The 20,152-nt window shown below is 41.9% G+C and carries 15 protein-coding genes; 4 read left to right on the top strand and 11 right to left on the bottom strand.

Going from position 1 to position 20,152, the window contains the following annotated elements:
• Positions 1 to 14: 14 nt before the first annotated feature.
• On the bottom strand, positions 15 to 371 hold the full coding sequence (locus K5620_RS10790) for a YibL family ribosome-associated protein (protein WP_016401480.1): 357 nt from the start codon (positions 369 to 371) through the stop codon (positions 15 to 17).
• A gap of 195 nt (positions 372 to 566) precedes the next feature.
• Between K5620_RS10790 and K5620_RS10785 the strand changes: the two genes are divergently transcribed.
• Entirely contained in the window at positions 567 to 1,856 is a 1,290-nt protein-coding gene (locus K5620_RS10785; RefSeq protein ID WP_016401479.1) for a tyrosine-type recombinase/integrase, read from the top strand.
• Between the two features lie 199 nt (positions 1,857 to 2,055).
• Here the strand turns inward: K5620_RS10785 and K5620_RS10780 are convergent, their stop codons facing one another.
• Both K5620_RS10780 and K5620_RS10775 read right to left on the bottom strand, forming a co-directional pair.
• Positions 2,056 to 2,532, bottom strand: coding sequence for a GNAT family N-acetyltransferase (locus K5620_RS10780; RefSeq protein ID WP_040307085.1), 477 nt, complete (start codon positions 2,530 to 2,532; stop codon positions 2,056 to 2,058).
• 66 nt (positions 2,533 to 2,598) lie between these two features.
• Positions 2,599 to 2,931 carry a MarR family winged helix-turn-helix transcriptional regulator gene (locus K5620_RS10775; RefSeq protein ID WP_016401478.1) on the bottom strand — a complete coding sequence of 111 codons (333 nt, stop codon included), beginning with the start codon at positions 2,929 to 2,931 and terminating at the stop codon, positions 2,599 to 2,601.
• 367 nt (positions 2,932 to 3,298) lie between these two features.
• On the opposite strand from K5620_RS10775, the gene K5620_RS10770 reads away from it, so the two are divergent.
• Together K5620_RS10770 and K5620_RS10765 are read left to right on the top strand one after the other, a co-directional pair.
• Positions 3,299 to 4,453 carry an efflux RND transporter periplasmic adaptor subunit gene (locus K5620_RS10770; RefSeq protein WP_016401477.1) on the top strand — a complete coding sequence of 385 codons (1,155 nt, stop codon included), beginning with the start codon at positions 3,299 to 3,301 and terminating at the stop codon, positions 4,451 to 4,453.
• Positions 4,454 to 4,456: 3 nt separating this feature from the next.
• Complete coding sequence (locus K5620_RS10765; RefSeq protein WP_040307083.1) at positions 4,457 to 7,594, top strand: efflux RND transporter permease subunit; 3,138 nt, start codon at positions 4,457 to 4,459, stop codon at positions 7,592 to 7,594.
• 77 nt (positions 7,595 to 7,671) lie between these two features.
• Here the strand turns inward: K5620_RS10765 and K5620_RS10760 are convergent, their stop codons facing one another.
• The 7 genes from K5620_RS10760 to K5620_RS10730 all read right to left on the bottom strand — a co-directional run bounded on the left by K5620_RS10760 (position 7,672) and on the right by K5620_RS10730 (position 16,004).
• Positions 7,672 to 8,469: a PEP-CTERM sorting domain-containing protein gene (locus K5620_RS10760; RefSeq protein WP_016401475.1), complete on the bottom strand. Its 798-nt coding sequence runs from the start codon at positions 8,467 to 8,469 to the stop codon at positions 7,672 to 7,674.
• Positions 8,470 to 8,918: 449 nt separating this feature from the next.
• Entirely contained in the window at positions 8,919 to 10,319 is a 1,401-nt protein-coding gene (locus tag K5620_RS10755; protein WP_016401474.1) for a hypothetical protein, read from the bottom strand.
• 335 nt (positions 10,320 to 10,654) lie between these two features.
• Complete coding sequence (locus tag K5620_RS10750; protein ID WP_016401473.1) at positions 10,655 to 11,830, bottom strand: alpha-D-ribose 1-methylphosphonate 5-triphosphate diphosphatase; 1,176 nt, start codon at positions 11,828 to 11,830, stop codon at positions 10,655 to 10,657.
• Positions 11,831 to 11,895: 65 nt separating this feature from the next.
• Positions 11,896 to 12,744, bottom strand: coding sequence for a phosphonate ABC transporter, permease protein PhnE (gene phnE, locus K5620_RS10745; RefSeq protein ID WP_016401472.1), 849 nt, complete (start codon positions 12,742 to 12,744; stop codon positions 11,896 to 11,898).
• Positions 12,737 to 13,537, bottom strand: coding sequence for a phosphonate ABC transporter ATP-binding protein (locus tag K5620_RS10740; protein ID WP_040307082.1), 801 nt, complete (start codon positions 13,535 to 13,537; stop codon positions 12,737 to 12,739). The genes phnE and K5620_RS10740 overlap by 8 nt, the downstream gene beginning before the upstream one ends.
• Positions 13,538 to 13,542: 5 nt before the next feature.
• On the bottom strand, positions 13,543 to 14,430 hold the full coding sequence (locus K5620_RS10735; protein ID WP_016401469.1) for a phosphate/phosphite/phosphonate ABC transporter substrate-binding protein: 888 nt from the start codon (positions 14,428 to 14,430) through the stop codon (positions 13,543 to 13,545).
• A gap of 410 nt (positions 14,431 to 14,840) precedes the next feature.
• Entirely contained in the window at positions 14,841 to 16,004 is a 1,164-nt protein-coding gene (locus K5620_RS10730) for an OmpP1/FadL family transporter (RefSeq protein WP_016401468.1), read from the bottom strand.
• A gap of 303 nt (positions 16,005 to 16,307) precedes the next feature.
• On the opposite strand from K5620_RS10730, the gene K5620_RS10725 reads away from it, so the two are divergent.
• Positions 16,308 to 17,141 (top strand): hypothetical protein, encoded by an 834-nt coding sequence (locus K5620_RS10725; RefSeq protein ID WP_016401467.1) that lies wholly within the window; start codon positions 16,308 to 16,310, stop codon positions 17,139 to 17,141.
• 67 nt (positions 17,142 to 17,208) lie between these two features.
• Here K5620_RS10725 and K5620_RS10720 read toward each other — a convergent pair whose 3' ends face one another.
• Complete coding sequence (locus K5620_RS10720) at positions 17,209 to 19,905, bottom strand: hypothetical protein (protein WP_016401466.1); 2,697 nt, start codon at positions 19,903 to 19,905, stop codon at positions 17,209 to 17,211.
• Positions 19,906 to 20,152: the final 247 nt, after the last annotated feature.

Raw genomic sequence — 20,152 nt, 5'->3', positions numbered from 1 at the left:
CTTTGCCCAAATAATTAAAACTCTTTTGGGGCAAATCCAGTAACTTCTTTAATGCCCATTTCACGGCCTAAGGCTGTCATTGGATGTACTACCACCAAACCTTTAACCGATTTCTTCAACTTACCCATATCTGCTTGTTCTGTTTTTGTAAGAACGCGGCTAAAGGGAAGGGACTTAACGTCACCGCCTTGTTGACTTAACTTCTTAGTTTGCTGGGCTTTTACACTTTTAAGCTTTTTAGTAAGTGCAGTAATTGTAGTATTGAACTGATTAATCATCACAGTGTCACCACGTTCGTGGGCGGCATCTAACTTACGTTTTGCCGTGTCTAGTTTGTTGTGAATTGATTGAAGTTCATTTTTTAAATTCATTGTAAATCCTAAGGCTCACATCGAGCATTCATCGTTCAAGGCCTGTTAGCCAATCACTTATTATAGCAGTAAGTTTGTCTTAGGTTTTACATTTATAGAGTAAACAATTTACTGCCTTAATGCCGATAATGCTATTTATCGGCAATTGCATTTAGGGTTATAATATCAATATTATTCAGTAGCTTAACTAAGTTCATGCTAACACTTCCGCCAGCCATTCCTCTGTTCGATTCCATTCAATATCTTGAAGATGGCAATGCTATCGTTAACCAACATCTGGCAGAAGTTACTTTAAGCGCCGTTAGCGATGCCGGATTTATTTACGAATACGCAGTAGATTGGTTGTTAGAACAGCGTCATAGTGAAAACAATTACAAAACCTACCGAAGCGAACTAACCAGCTTTTTACACTGGGCTTATACTGTTGAGCAAATCTCCTTATCAGTGGTGACACGACGGGTACTAAGTAAGTATTTAGACTATTGCAGTAAGCCGCCGCTAGAGCTAATCGCTTATCGAAATGTTGCTCAGTTTGTTGTCGATAAACAGCTGAAAGAACGTGTGCCAAATCTACAATGGCGGCCGTTTTTAGGTAAGAAAATAGACGGTATTGAGCAGCCATATCAAATAAGTGATAAAGCCTTAAAAACCAAATTAGCGATTTTATCTTCGTTTTATGCCTATCTAATTAATGAAGAATATACAGAGCGTAACCCAGCCATGGCTTTAATGAAGAACGGCCGATTTAAAGCTAGCAGCCAACACACTATTAGTGGCGAAGATCTAGAAGACATTAAATCCTTTAGTGACTTACAGTGGTCTTATGTAATGAGTGCCGCTAATCAACTTGCTAAACAAACACCAGAGGAAAACGAGCGTATTTTATTTTTAGTTAGCCTTATGTACAGCTGCTATTTACGAATCTCTGAAGTAGCAGCTAGGCCAGGCTTTTCGCCGATAATGGGACAGTTTAAACGTGATACTAAAACCTCCGTATGGGGCTTTTATATACCGCGTAGCAAAGGTGGGAAAAAGCGAACCGTTGCAGTGTCTAAGCAATTATTAGATGCCTTACAACGCTATCGACGATTTTTACAACTAACGCCGCTGCCAACACCCAATGAAAAAACACCATTGTTTGTAAGGCACCGAGCAGCTGGACGCGGTAGAGATAGCGGATTACTTAATGCCAATCTTGGTATTCGCCAATTAAGAGAGCAAATCTACATTCTCATTGAACAAGCGGCTAAGCTCGCCGAGGCGGATGGCTTTAAGCAAGACGCTAATGAGATACGCCAACTTACGCCACACAGCATTAGACACACCGGAATATCACACGACATAAATTTAGTAGGTCGGCCATTGTCACATGTACAAGCCGATGCCGGACACGACAGCATTGATACAACGTCTCAGTATTTGCACACATCTCGCGTAGAACGCCATCAATCTGCTGAACATAAGCCTTTGGATCACTTAAAGTAATCGCTATTTCTACGCGGCATTACAGGCAAACTTCTTTGGATTGCTAAAAAACCATCCATAAGGCGCATAATGTATATTATGTTAAATGGAATATATAAAGGAACCCTTCTAAATTTGTATTGGTAAACGTCATTCAAGTTGAGATTGGCGGTTCTTGAGAGTTTTAGAGTTCAATGCTTACTGTTACTTCTTGGCCTAGTTACTTTGCACACCATTTATCTACCGATATAAAATATGTGGTAAAGCTTCGATCCAAAAGTTCTGTTTTCTGAACTTTAATGGCCCTTCTTTTCAACGCCTTATACTCAGGTCGAGTTTCTAGTAAATGAAACACGACTTCTTTATGCCCAAGCTCTTTGGCCCAAGCCATCATTGAATTGAATATTGATATGCCGAATCCCCAATACTCTTTAGAAACAACTATCGCTATTTCATAACCATTATCGTCTGGTTGAATCCCACACCAGCCAGCGACAACTCCATCTATATTAACAACTCGAACACGGCAACCAGCTATCGAATCTGTTTGAGCTTTACCTATCATCCATTGTTTGATGCTAACGGAATCAAAATATTCATGATCTACTAAGTGTGTTCTCAAAGCTGGCTCATTAACTACAAGCAGAAGATCTGCTGGTTCTACCTGGTTAAAACTTACAAATTCAATTTTAGCCATTTCTATATACTCATATGGGTTTACTTTTTGATTGAGCCTAATGGTACGCGATTCATTAAATCATCCTTAACCCAGGTTGTGAGCGCCAATGATGCGGATTAATCTCAAAAACTCTTCGTACTCTTCTTTGCTTAGGCACTCAAAAACTTCCTTCTCAATATCGGTGATTGTGGATTTCACCTTCTTAAGTTCGTCTTCACCTAGCTTAGTCAGGTTTAACATTTTTAGTTTTTTATTAGTCGCAGATTTAGACGTTGTTAAGTAGCCGCGTTCTTCTAGATTGTCCACCATACGCTTCGTTGCACTTCTTTCATTTTGAACAATGTCTGCTAGTTGTTGTTGGCTTAAAGGCTGATTCTCTTGAACAGCCACTAAGGCTCTAGACATCTCTAGCGTCATCAGCTTCTGCTTCGACAGTAATGTTGTCGCCCGGTTTCTAAATAATCGGTGAACCGCTCCACAAATAAACATAGGTTGGTGTTCAATTTTTTCTTTGGGCAAAGTTGTCATAAGTGAGCGGCTCATAATTGGTTAAAAATCAGCAGCGTATGGGCATTTAAAAGCCAAAAAATAGCTTTAATACAGGAACAGCGCCATACCCTTCTCTTATTTATTGTTGTATCTGCAACTTAATTGATGATAGAGTCTCGAAATATAGTTGCAGATGCAACAATTTTAATTCAGCTAAGGCTTCTTCGCAACGAAAATAACTAAACACTGTTTGCTATCCACTTACGGTCAATTATTTCTAGTTAAAGGTATCAATATGCATGTCACCAATACACTAAGGCTTACCTTGTGTTTTTTACTCTCTTTCACAATATTGGGTTGTGGAGAAAACATTCCAAATCAAAGGCCAGAAGCTGGTCCAGCGCATGTTGATGTACTTAAACTAACCCCTACTACATTACGTTTAACTACCGAACTACCCGGTCGTATTACTGCTTTTAAACAAGCCGAAGTACGGCCACAAGTAACAGGTATTCTGAAAAGCCGTTTGTATGTTGAGGGTTCACAAGTAGAAACCGGTGATGTGCTTTATCAAATTGACCCAACGGTGTATCAGTCAAACGTGAACAGCGCACAAGCACAGTTAGCTAAAGCCCTAACCAGCCAAGAAACAGCCAGAAAAACAGCTATTCGCTATCAAGAATTATTAAAGAAGAAGCTTACCAGCCAACAGCTTTACGATGATGCAGATGCTGCCTATAAAGAAGCACAAGCAGAAGTCGCTATCCGACAAGCAGCGCTAGATTACGCAAACATTGAGTTGTCTTACACTCAAATTAAAGCGCCTATTTCTGGTCAAGTTGGTCTGTCTCAAGTATCAGAAGGCTCCTTGTTAACCGCCGAGCAATCTTCCTACTTAACTACCATTATTCAAACCTCAAACGTATATGTAGACATGCAGCAATCTTCATTGTCGATTCATAAACTAAAACAAGATTTCTCAGATTTTAAAGACAAACGTGAAGAGATCCCGGTTTCAATAACGCTTGAAGATGGCAGCGCTTACGAGCAAATAGGACACCTAGAGTTCGCCGATACGCAAGTCTCTGGGTCAACTGGCACGGTAACTTTGCGCGCAATTATCCCAAACTCAAACAACACTTTATTGGCTGGCATGTATGTTCGTGCCCATATATCTATGCCTGAAGCGCGTGACTACTTGGTAGTGCCTCAATCAGCAGTTGTAAGAAGCCAATCAGGTGAGCCTTCGGTATTTGTAGTGGGCCTAGACAATAAAACGGTTAAAAAGTCGGTAGAACTTGGCAACGAAGTGGGTAACGGTTGGGTGGTTAAACAAGGCTTGGCAAGTGGCGACTTAGTGGTAATTAACAACATACTTAACATGAGAAATAACATCGATGTTGTTGTTGATAGCACTTCGCTAAGCACTCAATTAGACGTACAGGGGTAAATCATGTCTTTATCCAACTTCTTTATTAATAGGCCAATTTTTGCGTGGGTAATTGCAATCGTTACTATGTTAGCCGGGCTTGCAGCTATCTTTACCCTGCCCGTTGCTCAATACCCAACTATTGCGCCGCCTGCAGTAACAATATCTGCGTCTTACCCAGGTGCATCAGCAAAAACAATTGAAGACAGCGTTACTCAGGTTATTGAACAAGGCATGACTGGCTTAGATAACCTACTCTACATGTCGTCTAAAAGTGATTCTTCGGGTAGCGCGAGTATTACGCTTACCTTTAGTGCCGAAACCGATCCAGATATTGCTCAAGTTCAGGTTCAAAATAGCCTGCAACAAATGAGTAATCGCCTGCCAAGTGCAGTACAAAACCAAGGCACCTCGGTAACAAAAAGTACCTCTGGTTTTATGTCGGTCACCAACCTTTACTCACCCGATGGCAGCATGAGCGCGGGTGATATTCAAGATTATGCAAATTCTAATATTAAAGACATTGTTAGTCGAGTTAATGGGGTTGGTAGCGTAACGGTTTTTGGACCATCTTATGCGATGCGTATTTGGTTAGATCCTGCCAAACTTAATAGCTATAGCTTAACCCCAGTTGATGTATCTAATGCTGTTTCCGTGCAAAACAGCCAAGTAACTGTTGGGCAACTGGGTGGCACACCAGCTTTAGACTCTCAGTTGATCAATGCCAGTATCACTGCGCAAAGCTTGTTAACTAGCGTGGACCAGTTTGAAGATATCTTAATTAAGGTTGATAGTGACGGTTCACAGATCAAACTTAAAGACATCGCACGTGTAGAGTTGGCCAGCGAAAACTCTTCAACTATTCCTGCCTACATGGGGCAAGAGGCATCGGGCATTGCAATCACCCTAGCAACCGGGGCTAATTCGCTTGATACGCAAACCGCGGTAGATGAGAAACTTCAGCAACTTTCTAAGGGCTTTCCAGAAGGTTTAGCGCTAGTTAAATCAACAGATAACAACCTATTTATCCGTATTTCCATTAGCGAAGTAGTCAAAACACTATTCGAAGCCGTAGCCTTAGTGTTCTTTGTTATGCTGCTGTTTTTACAAAACTTTCGAGCAACCTTAATTCCTACCATTGCGGTACCCGTAGTATTGCTAGGTACCTTTGCTGTGATGTCGTTATTAGGTTTCTCCATCAATACACTCACCATGTTTGGCTTGGTATTAGCAATTGGTTTGCTGGTAGACGACGCTATCGTAGTCGTAGAAAACGTAGAGCGTTTGATGCACGACGAGAAGTTGTCGCCGCTAGAGGCTACCAAAAAATCGATGGGGCAAATAACCAGCGCGCTTATCGGTATTACCATGGTCTTGTCGGTGGTGTTTGTTCCAATGGCCTTTATGTCGGGCTCAACCGGAGTTATTTACCAGCAGTTCTCGTTAACCATTGTATCGGCCATGGTGTTATCGGTAATTGTAGCCTTGGTGCTTACGCCTGTGCTTTGTGCAACCTTACTTAAGCCGGTTGATAAAACCGAGAGTAATAAATTCTTTGCGTTATTTAACCAAGGCTTCAACAAAGTATCTTCGGCATACCGAGGGTCGGTTAAACACACATTGCAGCGCCCTCTTCGCTTTGTATTCATTTACCTACTGCTATTTGCTGGTACTGCGTATCTATATCATTCGCTGCCAAGCTCGTTTTTGCCGAACGAAGACCAAGGCGACTTTATGGTAATGGTAACCACGCCCACCGGAACAACCTTACAAAAAACCCAAGAAGCGATGCTGGATGTAAAAGACTATTTTGAACAAAATGAGTCGGATACGGTTAATCACATATTCACAGTGTCGGGCTTCAACTTTTCTGGTTCTGGGCAAAACGCGGGTATGGCATTTATTGGTTTGAAAGATTGGTCTGAGCGAACAGCACCCGGCACCGATGTCGATGCCATTATTGGCCGAGCTATGAGCCATTTTTCTACTTACAAAAACGCGCAAATATTTGCCTTTAGTAGCCCGCCAATTAGAGAGTTAGGCACAGCTACCGGTTTTAACTTTTACTTGGAAGACGTAGGCGCGTTAGGCCACGACAAACTTATCGAGGTGCGCAATCAGCTTCTAGGTGCGATAGCGCAAAGCCCGGTGCTGCAAAACACACGGCCAAATGGCTTAGAAGATAACGCCCAGCTGTTCCTAGACGTAGACTACGAAAAAGCCAAAGTACTGGGCCTAGAAATTAACGATATTAACCAGTCTTTATCTATTGCTTGGGCTTCCTCGTACGTTAACGATTTTATCGACCGAGGACGTTCCAAAAAGGTATATATTCAAGCAGACGCACAATACCGTATGACACCCGAAGATCTCGATTTATGGTTTATTCGCAATAACCAAAACGAAATGGTGCCCATCTCTGCATTTAGTACATCACACTGGGGCAAAGGCTCACCGCAGCTGCAACGTTATAATGGTAATCCAGCGGTAGAAATTGTAGGTGAAGCGGCGGAAGGTTACAGCACCGGCGAAGCAATGGACGAAGTTAATCGTTTAGCAGCAGAAATATCTAACGACGTACAAGTTAGTTGGACCGGTATGTCATATCAAGAAATTGAAGCGGGTGACCAAGCCCCTATTCTTTACGCCATCTCAATTTTAATGGTATTCCTTTGTTTAGCTGCGTTATACGAAAGCTGGAGCATTCCAATTGCGATTATTCTGGTTGTTCCGCTTGGCTTACTGGGGGCTTTGGCGGCTATTATGTTGCGCGGCCTAGAGAACGATGTTTACTTCCAAGTAGGTGTGCTAACCACCATTGGCCTCACCGCTAAAAATGCCATTTTAATTGTAGAGTTTGCTAAAGAGCTCTACGACAAAGGCGTGAATTTGTTAGATGCCACCGTGCAAGCCTGTGAAATGCGTTTGCGCCCCATCATTATGACCTCACTGGCATTTGGTTTAGGTGTATTGCCCTTAGTAATCAGTACTGGCGCTGGAGCAAATGCGCGTAATGCTATTGGTACCTCGGTAATGGGGGGCATTATGGCGGCAACACTGTTGGTTATCTACTTTGCGCCCTTGTTCTTTGTGCTCATTTGTAAACTGTTTAAGGGCAACAAAAAGCCAGTTGTTTTAAATACTGCAGAGAAAACGGTTTAGTCTTTGTTAAAACACTAGCCGCTCTCACTGAGCGGCTAGTTAAAACACAGTAATAATCAATTGACTAAAACTAGCTGTTAGCTAACAGCATTAGCAGAATGACTGGTACGTTTTAGCCAAATACCGAATAAAACGAAAACCAGCAATACTAAAGTTGTTGGCTCTGGTACTTGGGCTATCGCGGGTTGCCTTACCAGTAACGAACCAAGCATAGAACTGCTGTTGCTTTTAGAGCGAACCCGGTTGTTACTATTTAAGCCTGCATCTACCCCAGAGAGGTCATCAAAATAACCTAAGGGAGTCCAAGCTTGCATGTAAACGCCATATCCTGTGTGAATATTGCGGGTTACCATAGAATCATAAAATCCATCTGCAATGCCTACTTCTCCAATGCAGCTTAATCGAAGTTCATCCGAACACTCTAGATCTTCACCAAACAAAAACTGCGATACGTCATAGTTAAGCCAAACGTCGTTAGTTAATTTAAGATCTACTCGATTATGGCCAAGTGTAGTATCTATGCCTAGGCCGCCAAGTTGGTCAATAAACCAGGTTGCTCCAGCAAAATTGTCGTTAGAAAAACCAAGGTAGTTGCCACCCCACAACGAGTTAAGTAAGGTGGCCGTTTCGGCACGAGTGGCGTAGCGCCAATCATTTTGTTGCCATTGATTGCCAAAGCGATCAACCCATCCGCCATCGGCCTCAACGTATAAACGAGAATAACTTTGCGAGTAAGTAAGCGGCATCCATTCTAGCCCTTGCAGTGCTACTTGCTTACCATTGTTCAGGGTGTAATCTCCACTAATAAAGGTGGCGTTTGCAGTAAACGAGCTTGCTATTAAAACCAATGCAGACAGCATTTTAATAGATTTCATGCGATTCCCTTTTGATGCAAAATTGACTGGTACATACCAGTTGACACAATTGTCAATTTGAAGCGGAATGCAATACCACGACCAAAAGTTAAGGCTATGAAAACACGCCAGTTTATAAAACGCCTTAAGCAGAGCTGTAAGGTAAGCTGACACAATTCACAAGCAAGTGCCCTTTTCTTTTGTGTTGTCAAGACAGTAGAGGTTTCAGGATTTTTAACGGGCTTCTTTATACACCTAATGGCAAATGCTTGAAGCCTGAGCAGCTACAAGCGATATGCACTGCTTTTGATTTACCACAGTATGAGAGAGTTCAGAAGTGGCTAACTAGTCGTAGAGCAGCAAAAGTCCCCGACTATATAGCCAGGGAGCAATCTAATTCAAAGAACGTTTCATTTAAATAAAAGAAGCCAACTAAAGCTGATAGGTAAAGTTATCGGTATCTAGTGAAGTCAAATTGATTGGGTTTCCTTTTCTTTAGGTTCTTCTTTTATGTTGCTGATAATTATTTTATCTTTTACTAGCTCGCTAATGAGAGTTGGATAAGTAATATTTACTTTATCTAGTTCTTCTTTAAACTCTCTCCACAAAGTTTGATAGTCCGCATTACCTTTTTTAGATTCTGCATAAAGGCCAGCAAAAAATCTTGCAATATCACCTGCATACAAAATTTGATTATGACCATATGCCCCTTTATTATTTAATGAGCAACTAAATATCTTTCTATAGTCTTCGTTATCAAAATACTCTGCCATCGGTATTAAAATATTTAGTCCTCGCATCTCAGCACTATCGAAAGAAACGGAACTGTAGAATAGATCTATAGCCTGTTCTTTGAATAAAGCCGACGGGTTCTCAGAAAGGAAAATATACAATTCTTGAGCAGTAAGCTCTTTCACTACAAGCTTTAATGCGTTATGCAATGAGGGAATTGACTCCGCCACCTTAACAACCCTGTACTTAGTAATATCTTCAATAGAGAGGTTAGATACAAGTTCTTCAATTCTAACTCTTTCAGCTTCATTAATGCTTGCCCAAGCGTCAATAAAATACATATAAGGTAATACCCTTATTAATTGAAAATCCGCTGTTTCTGATAGCATTGTACTAAAACTTTTATCTATAACTTCCTTGTAAATCTGCGGTGACAGTCTTTCGATTGCGAGTATGGAAGAAGTAATTTGCTCCATTATGTTTACCGGGATAGTATTTTTATCTTTAAAGACTCGTTTAAGTAAGATAAGGCATAGATTACGTACACTGCTTTCCTTAGCTCTACCTAGGTTATTATCTGATGATAAAACGATAAAGGCTTTTTCAGGGTCTGATGGAAATGAAGGCTCATTAATCAACTCGAATAATCGTTTAATTACAACCTTACCTTTTACTGGCGCGTGTACTAGTAAATAATTTGAGGCTTGAACTATGTAAGAAAGAGCTAACTCAGCTAAAGGTGAAAACTGAGTTCCATCATCAGAGAAGGTAGGATGGGCACAAACATTTCTATCATTCTTCAATCTTTCTAGATGAGACTTTTCAATAGCGGAAATTAAACCAAGTTCATCACATGCGATATTGAGTATATCTTTTTCAAAAGCTAGCATGCCAGCAGGGTCTACAGGTGATATTTTACTCAAACGCTCATTTACTTTTTTTGCTGCAGGGTCGTCACTCAAGCTTAACTCTTTAACTTTTTCTATTACATCTACGCAAACGGCGATCCAAGTGGTGATCAAAGCAGCCCTGTACGCCCCGGTACGGTAAGAAGCTATGGCTTCGTTCAAGTAGTTTTTAGTGTGAGTATTTCTGACCTCTTGCAGTATTTCGTCTAAATTGCTTAAATGTTGCTTCACGTTTTACTATCCTGTGCGCTATCTATTGATATTTATAATATCATTCATAGGTACGTAAATACAAAATGGCTTCTCAAACGGTAAGGTTAATAAAATAGTACTAAGTGGGTTGAAAAAATTTTAGGTTAATAGCTATCGCAGCCCTTTTCATTTAAGGCTGGTTTAGCTTTTGTTTCTTTACGTCGTTTTTATGATTAGCTTTTTCTTACTAGCCATAACAAACTTGTTGAGTCGTTTATTTTTCCCGGCTAACAAACGTCTTTTTAAGACAAGAAACGCAGTCTTTAGCACCTAAACCGCTAAAGACTGTTTACAATAAAACATTAACTAGCTTACTAACAAACGCCCATTAGTTTGTTAGCTTTCGCAAACACTCGCGCTCCTTTAACCCAAGTGGAGGAAATAGATAAAGGTGAACTATCTAAGTCGCTAAGCAGAATAAAGTCGGCATCGTAGCCTAGTTCTATCTTACCTTTTGTATCCCCTAGCCCTGCGGCTTTGGCTGGGTTTTCGCTGACTAACTTCCAGGCCTTGTACAACGACAAGTTATTGGTTTTTACTGCAGTAAAAGGTGCACTAAATAAGCTTGGATAGTGGTAGTCGCTACACAGTATGTCTACCACACCATGCTCGATTGCTTCTTTAACGCTAATCGCCCCTACGTGAGAGCCGCCGCGCACTAGATTGGGAGAACCCATTAGCACCGCCGCTCCCCCTTTTTGGCATTCTCTCGCGGCCAATTCCGACATCGGGAACTCGGCAATAGAGACGCCTAAAGAAATAGACTTGGCTACTTCTTCTAAGGTTTCGTCATCGTGAGAGGCTAGCGAAATGCCTTGCTTAGCTGCTATTTCGGCTAAGGCTTGCGCCTGTTGCTCGCCCAGTTCTCGATGTTGCTGAAGGTTTAACAAAAACTGATTAATGTCTTCTACCGACATAGATACACGCCTGCGCATACCCGCGAGGTAACGCTGAATTTTGCGCTCGTTGTTTAGTGGTGGTAAATGGTCGTTTAGCGACAATAGATGAATACGGCCACTTAAGATCCAATCAACCAACTCTTCGTGCTTTTCTACATTTACCTTCTCGTGGCGAATGTGAATGCGCGCTTGGCAGCTAAAGCGAGGCATTAAAGTCTCGAGTGTTTGCAGTAACTCCCGCACCGTATCGCGACTGCGAGGGCCCGGCTCAAAACCATCGGTAATGCTGTAATAAAAGGTGGTTATTCCACTTGCCACAAGGCTTGCATCGTTAGCGGCTAAGGCTAGCTCTAGGGGGAAATGGGTTCCTGCTCTTGGTGCAATGTGCCGTTCAAAGGCGTCACCGTGTAAATCGATAATGCCGGGTAACATGTATTGACCCTGCGCATCGATATGCGTGGTGTGAGTATTTGCCGCCACTTGCCCTATTGCGCTTATCTTTCCATTTTGAATAGATACACAGCTAGGATCGCTCCAACCTTGTTCGCTTAACAACATGACGTTTTCGATAACTACGTTTTTATCATCCATTACTTTTTGCTATCTCAATTCATTTACTTGGGGCCGCCAAGGCTTAGTTGCTTGGCGCTATGTATTTATTTACTTTGGCGTAATAGTCGATTGCGGGTTGAGGAGGAAAACTGCTCTACTGCAAACACCAATACAAAAATCATTAACACGATCATTGCTGCTTGGTCGTAGCGAAACATCTCCATGGAAACCGCTAACTCGGCGCCTATTCCACCCGCGCCAACTAAGCCTAAAACCACTGACGAGCGCACCGCCTTTTCCAAAGAAAACAGACTAATGTTTATAAAACTAGGCATTGCGCCCGGTATTAAAACAACGGCGATTCTATCGATGGGATTAGCGCCAATTGACGCTAATGCTTCTGATGGACCAGGATCTACTTCTTCCATCGACTCGGCAAAAAAGCGTGCGCAAAAACCAATGGTGTCGACAATAATGGTTAAGGTGCCAGCGAATGGGCCTAAGCCTACCGAGGCAACAAAAAATAGTGCCCATGCTAAATCTGGAACGGTTCGAAAAAAGCTGACTACCGAGCGAGTAACATGGCGCACAATAGGATGCGGCGAAGCATTGCGTGCTGCCAAAATGGCAATAGGAATACTAAGCGTGATGCCAATTACCGTACCTACAAGAGCCATTTGAAAGGTAACTAAAATGGCATTTGCCATTGGCCATGCGCGATCGGTGGCTGGCGGGATCATTTCACCACCAATTGTTGCCATGTTCGGTAAGCCCGATAATAACTCACTTAACGACAAGCCAGCATTGGAGGTAGACCATAGAAAGAACAGCACAAATAAAGCAAATAACACTTGGGTTATTATGCTGGGCCGCTCAAACCGCATTGGCGTGTCTAAGGTAGTTTGGCCATTAATCGCGTTATTCATTAAGCCATTTTCTTTTTGCTTATCCATAAAATGCTCGCAAACTTTGTAGACTTTGCGTGTGGGTTGCACTGTCTAGAGACAACTTTCGCTCTTGCAAACCAAGAACTCGGTCGGCGTATTTAAGCGCGTGTTCGATATTGTGGGAGACAAAAAACAAGGTTAAGCCTTGGTTTTTCACCAAGCCCTTAAACAACTCCATGATCTCTTGCGCCGATTGAGGATCTAAGCTGGCGGTGGGTTCGTCGGCAAACAATATAGAGGGTTGCTGCATTAGCGCCCGTGCAACCGCTACGCGTTGAGATTGCCCGCCAGACAGCTGATCGCAGCGTTTATTTGCAAGGTGAGCTAAACCAACTTGCTTAAGGCAATCCATTGCACGCTCTCGCGCTTCTTGTTTAGCCAGACCTTGTAGCCAGTTTCTGGGGCCTTGGCTATAGGCTAAGTTGCCATGCAGCACATTACTTAAAGCTGACAAGCGAGGAACCAAGCAGTGTTTTTGAAACACAAAACCCACTTTGTTTCTGGCTTTACTTAAGAGGCGACCCGATTTTTTATCTATGGTTTCGCCATCAAGCACAATTGAACCAGCATCGGGTTCAATTAATCTTAAGCAACAGCGCAATAATGTACTTTTGCCTGCCCCGTTGGAGCCGATAAGCGCAACCGACTGTGAAGCAAAAATGGAAAAGCTAACATCAGAAAAAATGGGAGTGCTGCTATTATCAAAGCTTTTAGTAAGCCCGCTCACTTGGAGCAGGCGCGAAGTTGCCGATACACTAGCTTCGGCTAGTGTATTCGGCTCAGCGGCGTAGTTGCTCATATAAACTAATCGCCAATAAAATCTGAGTATTCTGGGTAACCGGCAGTGGCGTACATTGCTCGTACGTAGTTGTAATCACTGTCTTTAATGCCAGTTAAGAAGCGCATGCCCGCGTACTTTTGGTTGTCTTCACCGGTTAAGATTGCCGCAACCAGTTCTTCTGAGTGTTCTACAAATGCCTTTTTCATGGTTTCTAGCATTTTGTCGTCTACATGGCTGCCGGCCATTAATACGTCGTTTGGTAAATCTGGCCCACGTGCAACAACGCGAAACTCTCCAGGTTGTAAGCCACCTTTTTCAATCTCTTTGTTACGTAGCGAGATAAACTTTAAGTGGTTGATTCCAATTGCCGCTACGTCACCCTTCTTCAATGACTCCCACAAAACTGGAACCTTGGTATTAATCACATCAACGTCGTTTGCTGGGTTTAGGCCGGCATCTGCAAGCGCTTGAATAGGACCAAGGTGTTTAGAGGTAGAACCCACTGAACCTAAACCAATTTTGGTTCCTTTTAGAGACTCTGCGTTAGTGTATGGGCTGTCGGCCATGGTTATGATTACTGCAAAGTAATCTGGGCGGGAGAAACCGGCTACAATTTTAGCCTTTGAGCGTTTCTGCATAACCACGTATTCGGCTGGGCCGGTAAGTACAAAGTCGACTTTATTGAAACGTAGCGCTTCTACCGCTGCTGTACGGTTAGTAACAGGTAAAAACTCGATGTCGTAACCTGTGGCTTTAGACAGCGTTTCTTTAAAAGCGCCAAATTCACGCTGAAGCTCTTCAAGACCTACTAAATCTGTTACCGCTAGCTTTACTGTTTCTGCATTTGCTTGTGAGGCACACGCAAGAACTAAAGCGGCTACCATGCCTATTTTCTTAATCCAATTAAACATTTTAGTTCACCAAACTTTTTGTAATTTACAGGAATGTAAATCCCATAATTAACTAGAACTATTATGTTTTGATGGTTAAATAGTGAACAATTTATGACCTGTTGATTCAATTGATATTAAAATAAGCGGAGAACTTAACGAGGATTAAGTAGATTTGAGCTAGTTACTTTGGAGATTTTAATTAGGTCTATATCAAGCTTTCGTTTAATTATGCTTTAGGTCAATTAAAAGGCTTAAGCGCTATCATAACTTATATAATCGCCCTCACTACTGCTGAACGTAATTAGATTAAGCAGCTAAACGCTTAGCGCTAATACTTTATTGCTGGTGTTTAAATCTAAACAGTCGCAAGCAGCATAGGGCTAGTCACGCCCGTGTTTGTTGCGACGGTATCAAAGAACATTTAGCAATTAATAAGCATAACTAAAGCTTAATACGTGAATACGGTTTTCTGTTACTCGGCCGTCAAAGTAAGAATACCTGTTAGTTTGTTCACTCATTGAATAATTTACGTCATGATTGCCGAGGTGACGGTATTCATAAGCGACGCCAAACCTATGCCCATTACGCCTGGTTTTCTCTGCACCAATGCCTGCAGACCAGTTTTGAGAAATAGTTAGTTCTGGCACCATATCTTCTGTATCAAACATGGGTGAGTCGTAACGCACTCCCGCTTGGTAAACCCAATCATTAGCTTGATAGGCCAAAGCTGTACCTACACTAAAAACGTTGTTTGCATCGAGTTCAGCGCTATTAAAGTCTGACCACTTTTCAACGCCTGTCATAGCTTTAACAGTGAACTGATTACTTAAAGAATGGGAAATACCAAGATCTAAACGGCTAGGCCAAACAACACCAACATCAAGCGGGATGCTTTGGTCATTAGATACATCTAGATCAAGATGAGTATCTTGATGATCTACCCGATGTTTATAGTTTGCAGATAATAAGGTTTGCGGGTTTAGCTGATACATACCTGAGAATATAAAGCTGGCTGCAGTACTGGACACATCACCGTTCGCGTTTATATCGCCCAAATTCAAATCAACACTTGTCATTAGATGTTGCACAACTAATGCCCCACCCAAATGGAGCTTGTCGTTTACTTGATATGCGGCTGCAAGATGCAAGTTTAGCGCTTCTTGGGACTCTAGGTTTATTATGCCTAAACCTGCTCGGCCGTTTTGGTAGTCCATGCCCAAACCGCCATCGCCATGTAACGAGGCTGCAATTACCCATTGCTCATCTAAACGAGTTGCATAAGCCAAACTTGGCACAAAGGACTTATTCTCACCGTAAGTTGACAGCTGAAGCTCTGTGTTTGGTAGCTGCCCAACATGTTTAGAATAAGCATCGAGATACTGTATGCCTAAAGTAAAGCTACTTTCTTCGATGTAAGACAAGCCAGCTGGGCTGGTAATAGCCGCGCTTGCATCCTTGTTGTTGGTGGGGTTGCTAACGCCCGCCGAAGAGACACTGTCGAAGGTAGCTACTTCGTGCAGCAATATACCTCCGGCCATGGCGTGTGAGGCAAACATGCTAGATATGGCCAAAGCCAATAGATTTTTGTTCATTGAAAACCAAAATAGAAAATTTTGGCTAGTGTAATAAACCTAAAGTTTTAACCTTGCACTGCGAGTGCATAAATCGAAATTGCTTAATTAAGCTTATGCCTATGTAGCTTTAGTAGTTTGGCTAAGTCATTCGAACAAAATGCATGACATTTAATTGACTTAAAACATATTTAATTTGGATAGCACTTTATGTATTGCAGAATGGCCTAGAATTTCTTTAGGCCTAGTTTTACTGAACACTCTTTTCAGCAGCCTCTTACAACGTAATAGATATTTTTAGTAAGCCCTAAAAAGGACACTGTTATGAAAGAGCTTATCGTTTTAGCCGTACATGGAATGGGACAACGAAAACCTAACTTTGCCGATGGCTTAGAAGAAAAACTCACTGAGTATCTTGGCAACGATGTAATGAATAAAGTGTCGTTGCAGCGAGTAAAATATTACTCGGCATTACAAGCGCCACAAGACCAATTGATTAACGATATTTGGCAAACCTACCACAATCGATTTAGTACCTTATCAAACCTTGGTCGTCGGTTTTTTATGAACTCTTTTTCAGATGCTACAAGTTTAGAAGTAGCTGGACGCAGGCAAACTGACGACTACATGGAGATTATAAAAGCGGTACAAGCTGCCTTTTTTAAGGGTATGAACGAATGTGGTTTTAACACAAATGTTCCCGTAGTGATTATTTGCCATAGCCTTGGGGCACAAGTTATTTCTAACTACTTTTGGGATGCCCTAAATAGAAACGATGCCAAGGTATGGGACAAAAATCACAACGATTTTTTACAAAACATCGACGACGATAAGTTAGCCTATCTAAAGGGGAACCGAGTAAAACTGCTATTCACAACAGGATGCAATATTCCCCTATTTTTAGGCGGCTTACAAACACGAGAGTGTTTTACCAAGCCGAGCATCGAGTTTAGTTGGTTAAACTATTTTGATGGAGACGATTGGCTAGGCTGGCCGCTAAAAGAGCTTGGCCCCAGCTACCAATTTGTTATAGACCAATGCGTGAGTGTCGGCGGACCCATTAGCGGTAATACACCGTGGAGCCATACTTTGTATTGGACAGATAAAGACGTTTATCGGGCCTTTGGCGATCGGATTAAAGGCTTTCTTGGAGCTTGAACATAGATTTGCAAGGCTGCCATGTTTAACAGCCGTGCACTGTTTACGTATGTGCACGGCTTAACGACTAAAGCACTTGGGTTTTGCCATTGCTATCGTAAGAAATAACTGGCGTTAATAAGGGTTCATCCCTACCTAAGTATTTCGCTAGTACAATTAACAAAATAATTGTAGTTTTAGGAATTGCTTCGCTAAACAAACCGCTAAACCAACCTTGTACTTTAATGAATGACTTCATGGTAGCAACGAGCTCATCATTGGCTTGGTTAACTAGCTTTATATAGGCTTTTGTGTCGTTAGTCTGCAGGTTTTCTATTTGCTGGCTTAGCTTCCGATAGATACCAATAAATGTTGATAAACGATGTGCATTAGCCAGTATGTCTTTTACACGTTGCTGTAGTTGTTTGAAGGAGGATTGCGCACTGCTTGGCGCAGAACTGGTTAAACTGGCATCGAGAAAAGCGTTTAGTTGAGCTTTGCTCTGCTCTGCAATTTTACTTTCGTGGGCTATTTGCCCTCTTTCGTTGCCCGACAGGGTCATATTACAAAGTAACTCGATGGCACTGGCTTCTATGTCAGTTTCATTGGCTGCTGCCAGTCCGTGGATATCGCTGGCATCCAAATTTAACTGGCATTCGATGATTGAACGAGACAAGCTCTGGCTTTGGTAAAGCAGGTTAAATTGCTGTAAAGCTAATAAGTAACTAGTTCGGTCTATTAGTGGAAATGCTGTATTGCTTAAGGGTGCTAAAAACTGTTCCATTTCTTTTGGGGTCATTACACCTTTGTCTTCAAAGCTTAAACCAATACCGATGTTGGGGCTGGCACCAAACTTTAAGGCTGCGAGTACATCAAATGCACTTACAAATTCAGCAGTTCTACTTTCTTTAAGCGTTTTTGATTGGTGTCTTATTACGCTTTCGCCAGTTAATTCCAGTAGCTGACCGGTATGGTCGACTTTTGCACTGGCGACTTTCTCTATAAGGCTTTGCTGAGAAAACTGGAAGTTGTCTCCTAGGTTAAGTTTAAGGCCAATTTCTTTTCTGATTTTGCTGCTGCTAACTAACCAGCCTGATAAATCACTAAGCTGACCATCACGCTCTATTAATTGTAGTGCGTCTAGATTTATAGGTTTGCCTAGAAGTAGGTCTTGATACAAATCTTGGCATTCTATAGCGCTGGTTTCTATTAGCTTAAAACTTAACATGGCTTGTTCGCCGTTATCTTTACTACTAGAGCCGTAAACCGATAAACCTAATTGTAATTCACCTGCCTTTTTAATGGCTTGGCTAAAGGTAGTACGTGCTTTGTTGTATTGTTCTAACCATCGAGTTACGCAGTCATTTAAAGTTGAAGCTAACTGTTGGTTGTTTAACTGATCTTTTAACTCTGTTTTAGCCTCTTTTAGTTGTTTAAGCGGGGTTAGTAAGGGCGCGACTTTCCCCTGAGATTTATCGGCAATAGCGGCTATTTCGTCTACCAGCTTTTGTTTGGCTTTGATGCAGTTTTTTGTAAGTAAATCATTTAGTTTTAAGCGCTTTGATAATGCAGGCGTTAGAAAGGTATTTTGTTGCAGGTAGTCACTTATTTTTTGCGAGGTTTCATCGGGTTTGCTCAACCACTCTAAAGGTTGGGTGGTTAAGGCTAGCTCCAACTTATCTTTTACCCTTGCTCCTAGCTGCTTTGCTAATCCATCACTGTCACCATCGGCCAACAATAGCGCGATGTCTTTCCAATCTTCGTCGCTAATTGCTTGGGCGAAATGCTCATCAATGTTTTGTAGTAACCAGGTGCCAGGTTCCTTAAAACGTTCTAACAAAGTTTGTAACTGTGCAGCCTCGCCCTCTAATTTTTTTAACGGCGCTGCTAAGTAGGTTTCTGCAACTTTGTCTAGGCCATGCAGTTCTATTAATGCATCTAAGCTAAGCCCAGCTTGTTTAGTGCTGTTGGTAAGTTGATAAAGCGCTATTTGCACGCCAATATCAGCAGGTTTTATTACCAGCTTAAAGTCACCGCTAAACGCGTAACTGGCTTTGAATGAAGCACCAGCACTGGCGTTAACTTTTACATCGAGTAACTTGTTGTTACCAGATACACTCCAAACATGGCCCAAAGTTGCAGTGGCGGAAGCAGATAGCGCTCTATTTTGTTGGATAACTACGCCTTGAATTGCATGGCTAGAATACTGCGCATTAATTACATTAGATAAGGACTCTAGTGAAAACAGCGGTAGTGCTTCTTTAGCTAGTTGCCCTAAAAAGCGGATAAGTTTTTGATCGTGGGCAACTGCACAAACTACTTTTACCTGCCATTTAAGGTGGCCTTCTGCGTTACTAGAGATGTTAAGGATTTTAACTGGCAGGTTTATGCTTACACCACTTTCTATTTGTAACTGCTGGTCAATGGCAACCGTGGCCATATTGGTTTGCTTAAAATCGCTATATTGTTCAGCATCGCTCGGTAGCACTATATCGATAATTAAGTGCCCCCCTACTCGGCCTTTTATGGATAGTGCAGAGCCTAGGGGGACTTGCCATTCTTCAAGGTCTAAGGTTAGTGAAGGATCTGCCGAAACTTGATCGATAAAAGCAAAAAGGTTTTTTAACTCAGCGGCATCAACACCAATCTTACTAAGAAGCTTTTTAGCGCCTTGGTCTAACGCATGCCAAGCTTTGTTGGTGCCTTGCTCAACAACGATACCTTCTACTTGGTCGATTTTCTCTACTAACTTGCCAAGCGCTTTATTGATGTCTAAATCTGTCATTTTGAATCCCTTCGATAAATAGACTATTTCGACCAATGCTGTTTATAAAAACAATAATAAGTTTAGTCCAGTTACTGTGTTTAAGTATTTGAATATTTAGCAAGATTAGTAAGCTTGTGCGGCTAAATCGTCAGCTTATCCATCGAGTTTAACCATAGGTGTTGCTCGATATCCGTAGCTTCACAAAAAGATAAATGAGTTTTGAGTCAACAAGGAATCGTGAAGGGCTTCACTTTCCTCACACTCT

Source organism: Agarivorans albus, assembly GCF_019670105.1.
In the GTDB taxonomy this organism is placed as follows: domain Bacteria; phylum Pseudomonadota; class Gammaproteobacteria; order Enterobacterales; family Celerinatantimonadaceae; genus Agarivorans; species Agarivorans albus.
Note: the sequence above shows the minus strand (reverse complement) of the source record. Positions and strands in the feature narration are given on the sequence as shown.

Bases quoted from the DNA above. Each gene is read 5' to 3' on its own strand.
- K5620_RS10775 (WP_016401478.1), bottom strand. From the start codon at position 2,931: ATGACGCTAGAGATGTCTAGAGCCTTAGTGGCTGTTCAAGAGAATCAG.
- K5620_RS10750 (WP_016401473.1), bottom strand. From the start codon at position 11,830: ATGGATGATAAAAACGTAGTTATCGAAAACGTCATGTTGTTAAGCGAA.
- K5620_RS10725 (WP_016401467.1), top strand. From the start codon at position 16,308: ATGAAAGAGCTTATCGTTTTAGCCGTACATGGAATGGGACAACGAAAA.
- K5620_RS10720 (WP_016401466.1), bottom strand. From the start codon at position 19,905: ATGACAGATTTAGACATCAATAAAGCGCTTGGCAAGTTAGTAGAGAAA.
- K5620_RS10730 (WP_016401468.1), bottom strand. From the start codon at position 16,004: ATGAACAAAAATCTATTGGCTTTGGCCATATCTAGCATGTTTGCCTCA.
- K5620_RS10760 (WP_016401475.1), bottom strand. From the start codon at position 8,469: ATGAAATCTATTAAAATGCTGTCTGCATTGGTTTTAATAGCAAGCTCG.
- K5620_RS10770 (WP_016401477.1), top strand. From the start codon at position 3,299: ATGCATGTCACCAATACACTAAGGCTTACCTTGTGTTTTTTACTCTCT.
- K5620_RS10735 (WP_016401469.1), bottom strand. From the start codon at position 14,430: ATGTTTAATTGGATTAAGAAAATAGGCATGGTAGCCGCTTTAGTTCTT.
- K5620_RS10780 (WP_040307085.1), bottom strand. From the start codon at position 2,532: ATGGCTAAAATTGAATTTGTAAGTTTTAACCAGGTAGAACCAGCAGAT.
- K5620_RS10740 (WP_040307082.1), bottom strand. From the start codon at position 13,537: ATGAGCAACTACGCCGCTGAGCCGAATACACTAGCCGAAGCTAGTGTA.
- K5620_RS10790 (WP_016401480.1), bottom strand. From the start codon at position 371: ATGAATTTAAAAAATGAACTTCAATCAATTCACAACAAACTAGACACG.
- K5620_RS10785 (WP_016401479.1), top strand. From the start codon at position 567: ATGCTAACACTTCCGCCAGCCATTCCTCTGTTCGATTCCATTCAATAT.
- K5620_RS10765 (WP_040307083.1), top strand. From the start codon at position 4,457: ATGTCTTTATCCAACTTCTTTATTAATAGGCCAATTTTTGCGTGGGTA.
- phnE (WP_016401472.1), bottom strand. From the start codon at position 12,744: ATGGATAAGCAAAAAGAAAATGGCTTAATGAATAACGCGATTAATGGC.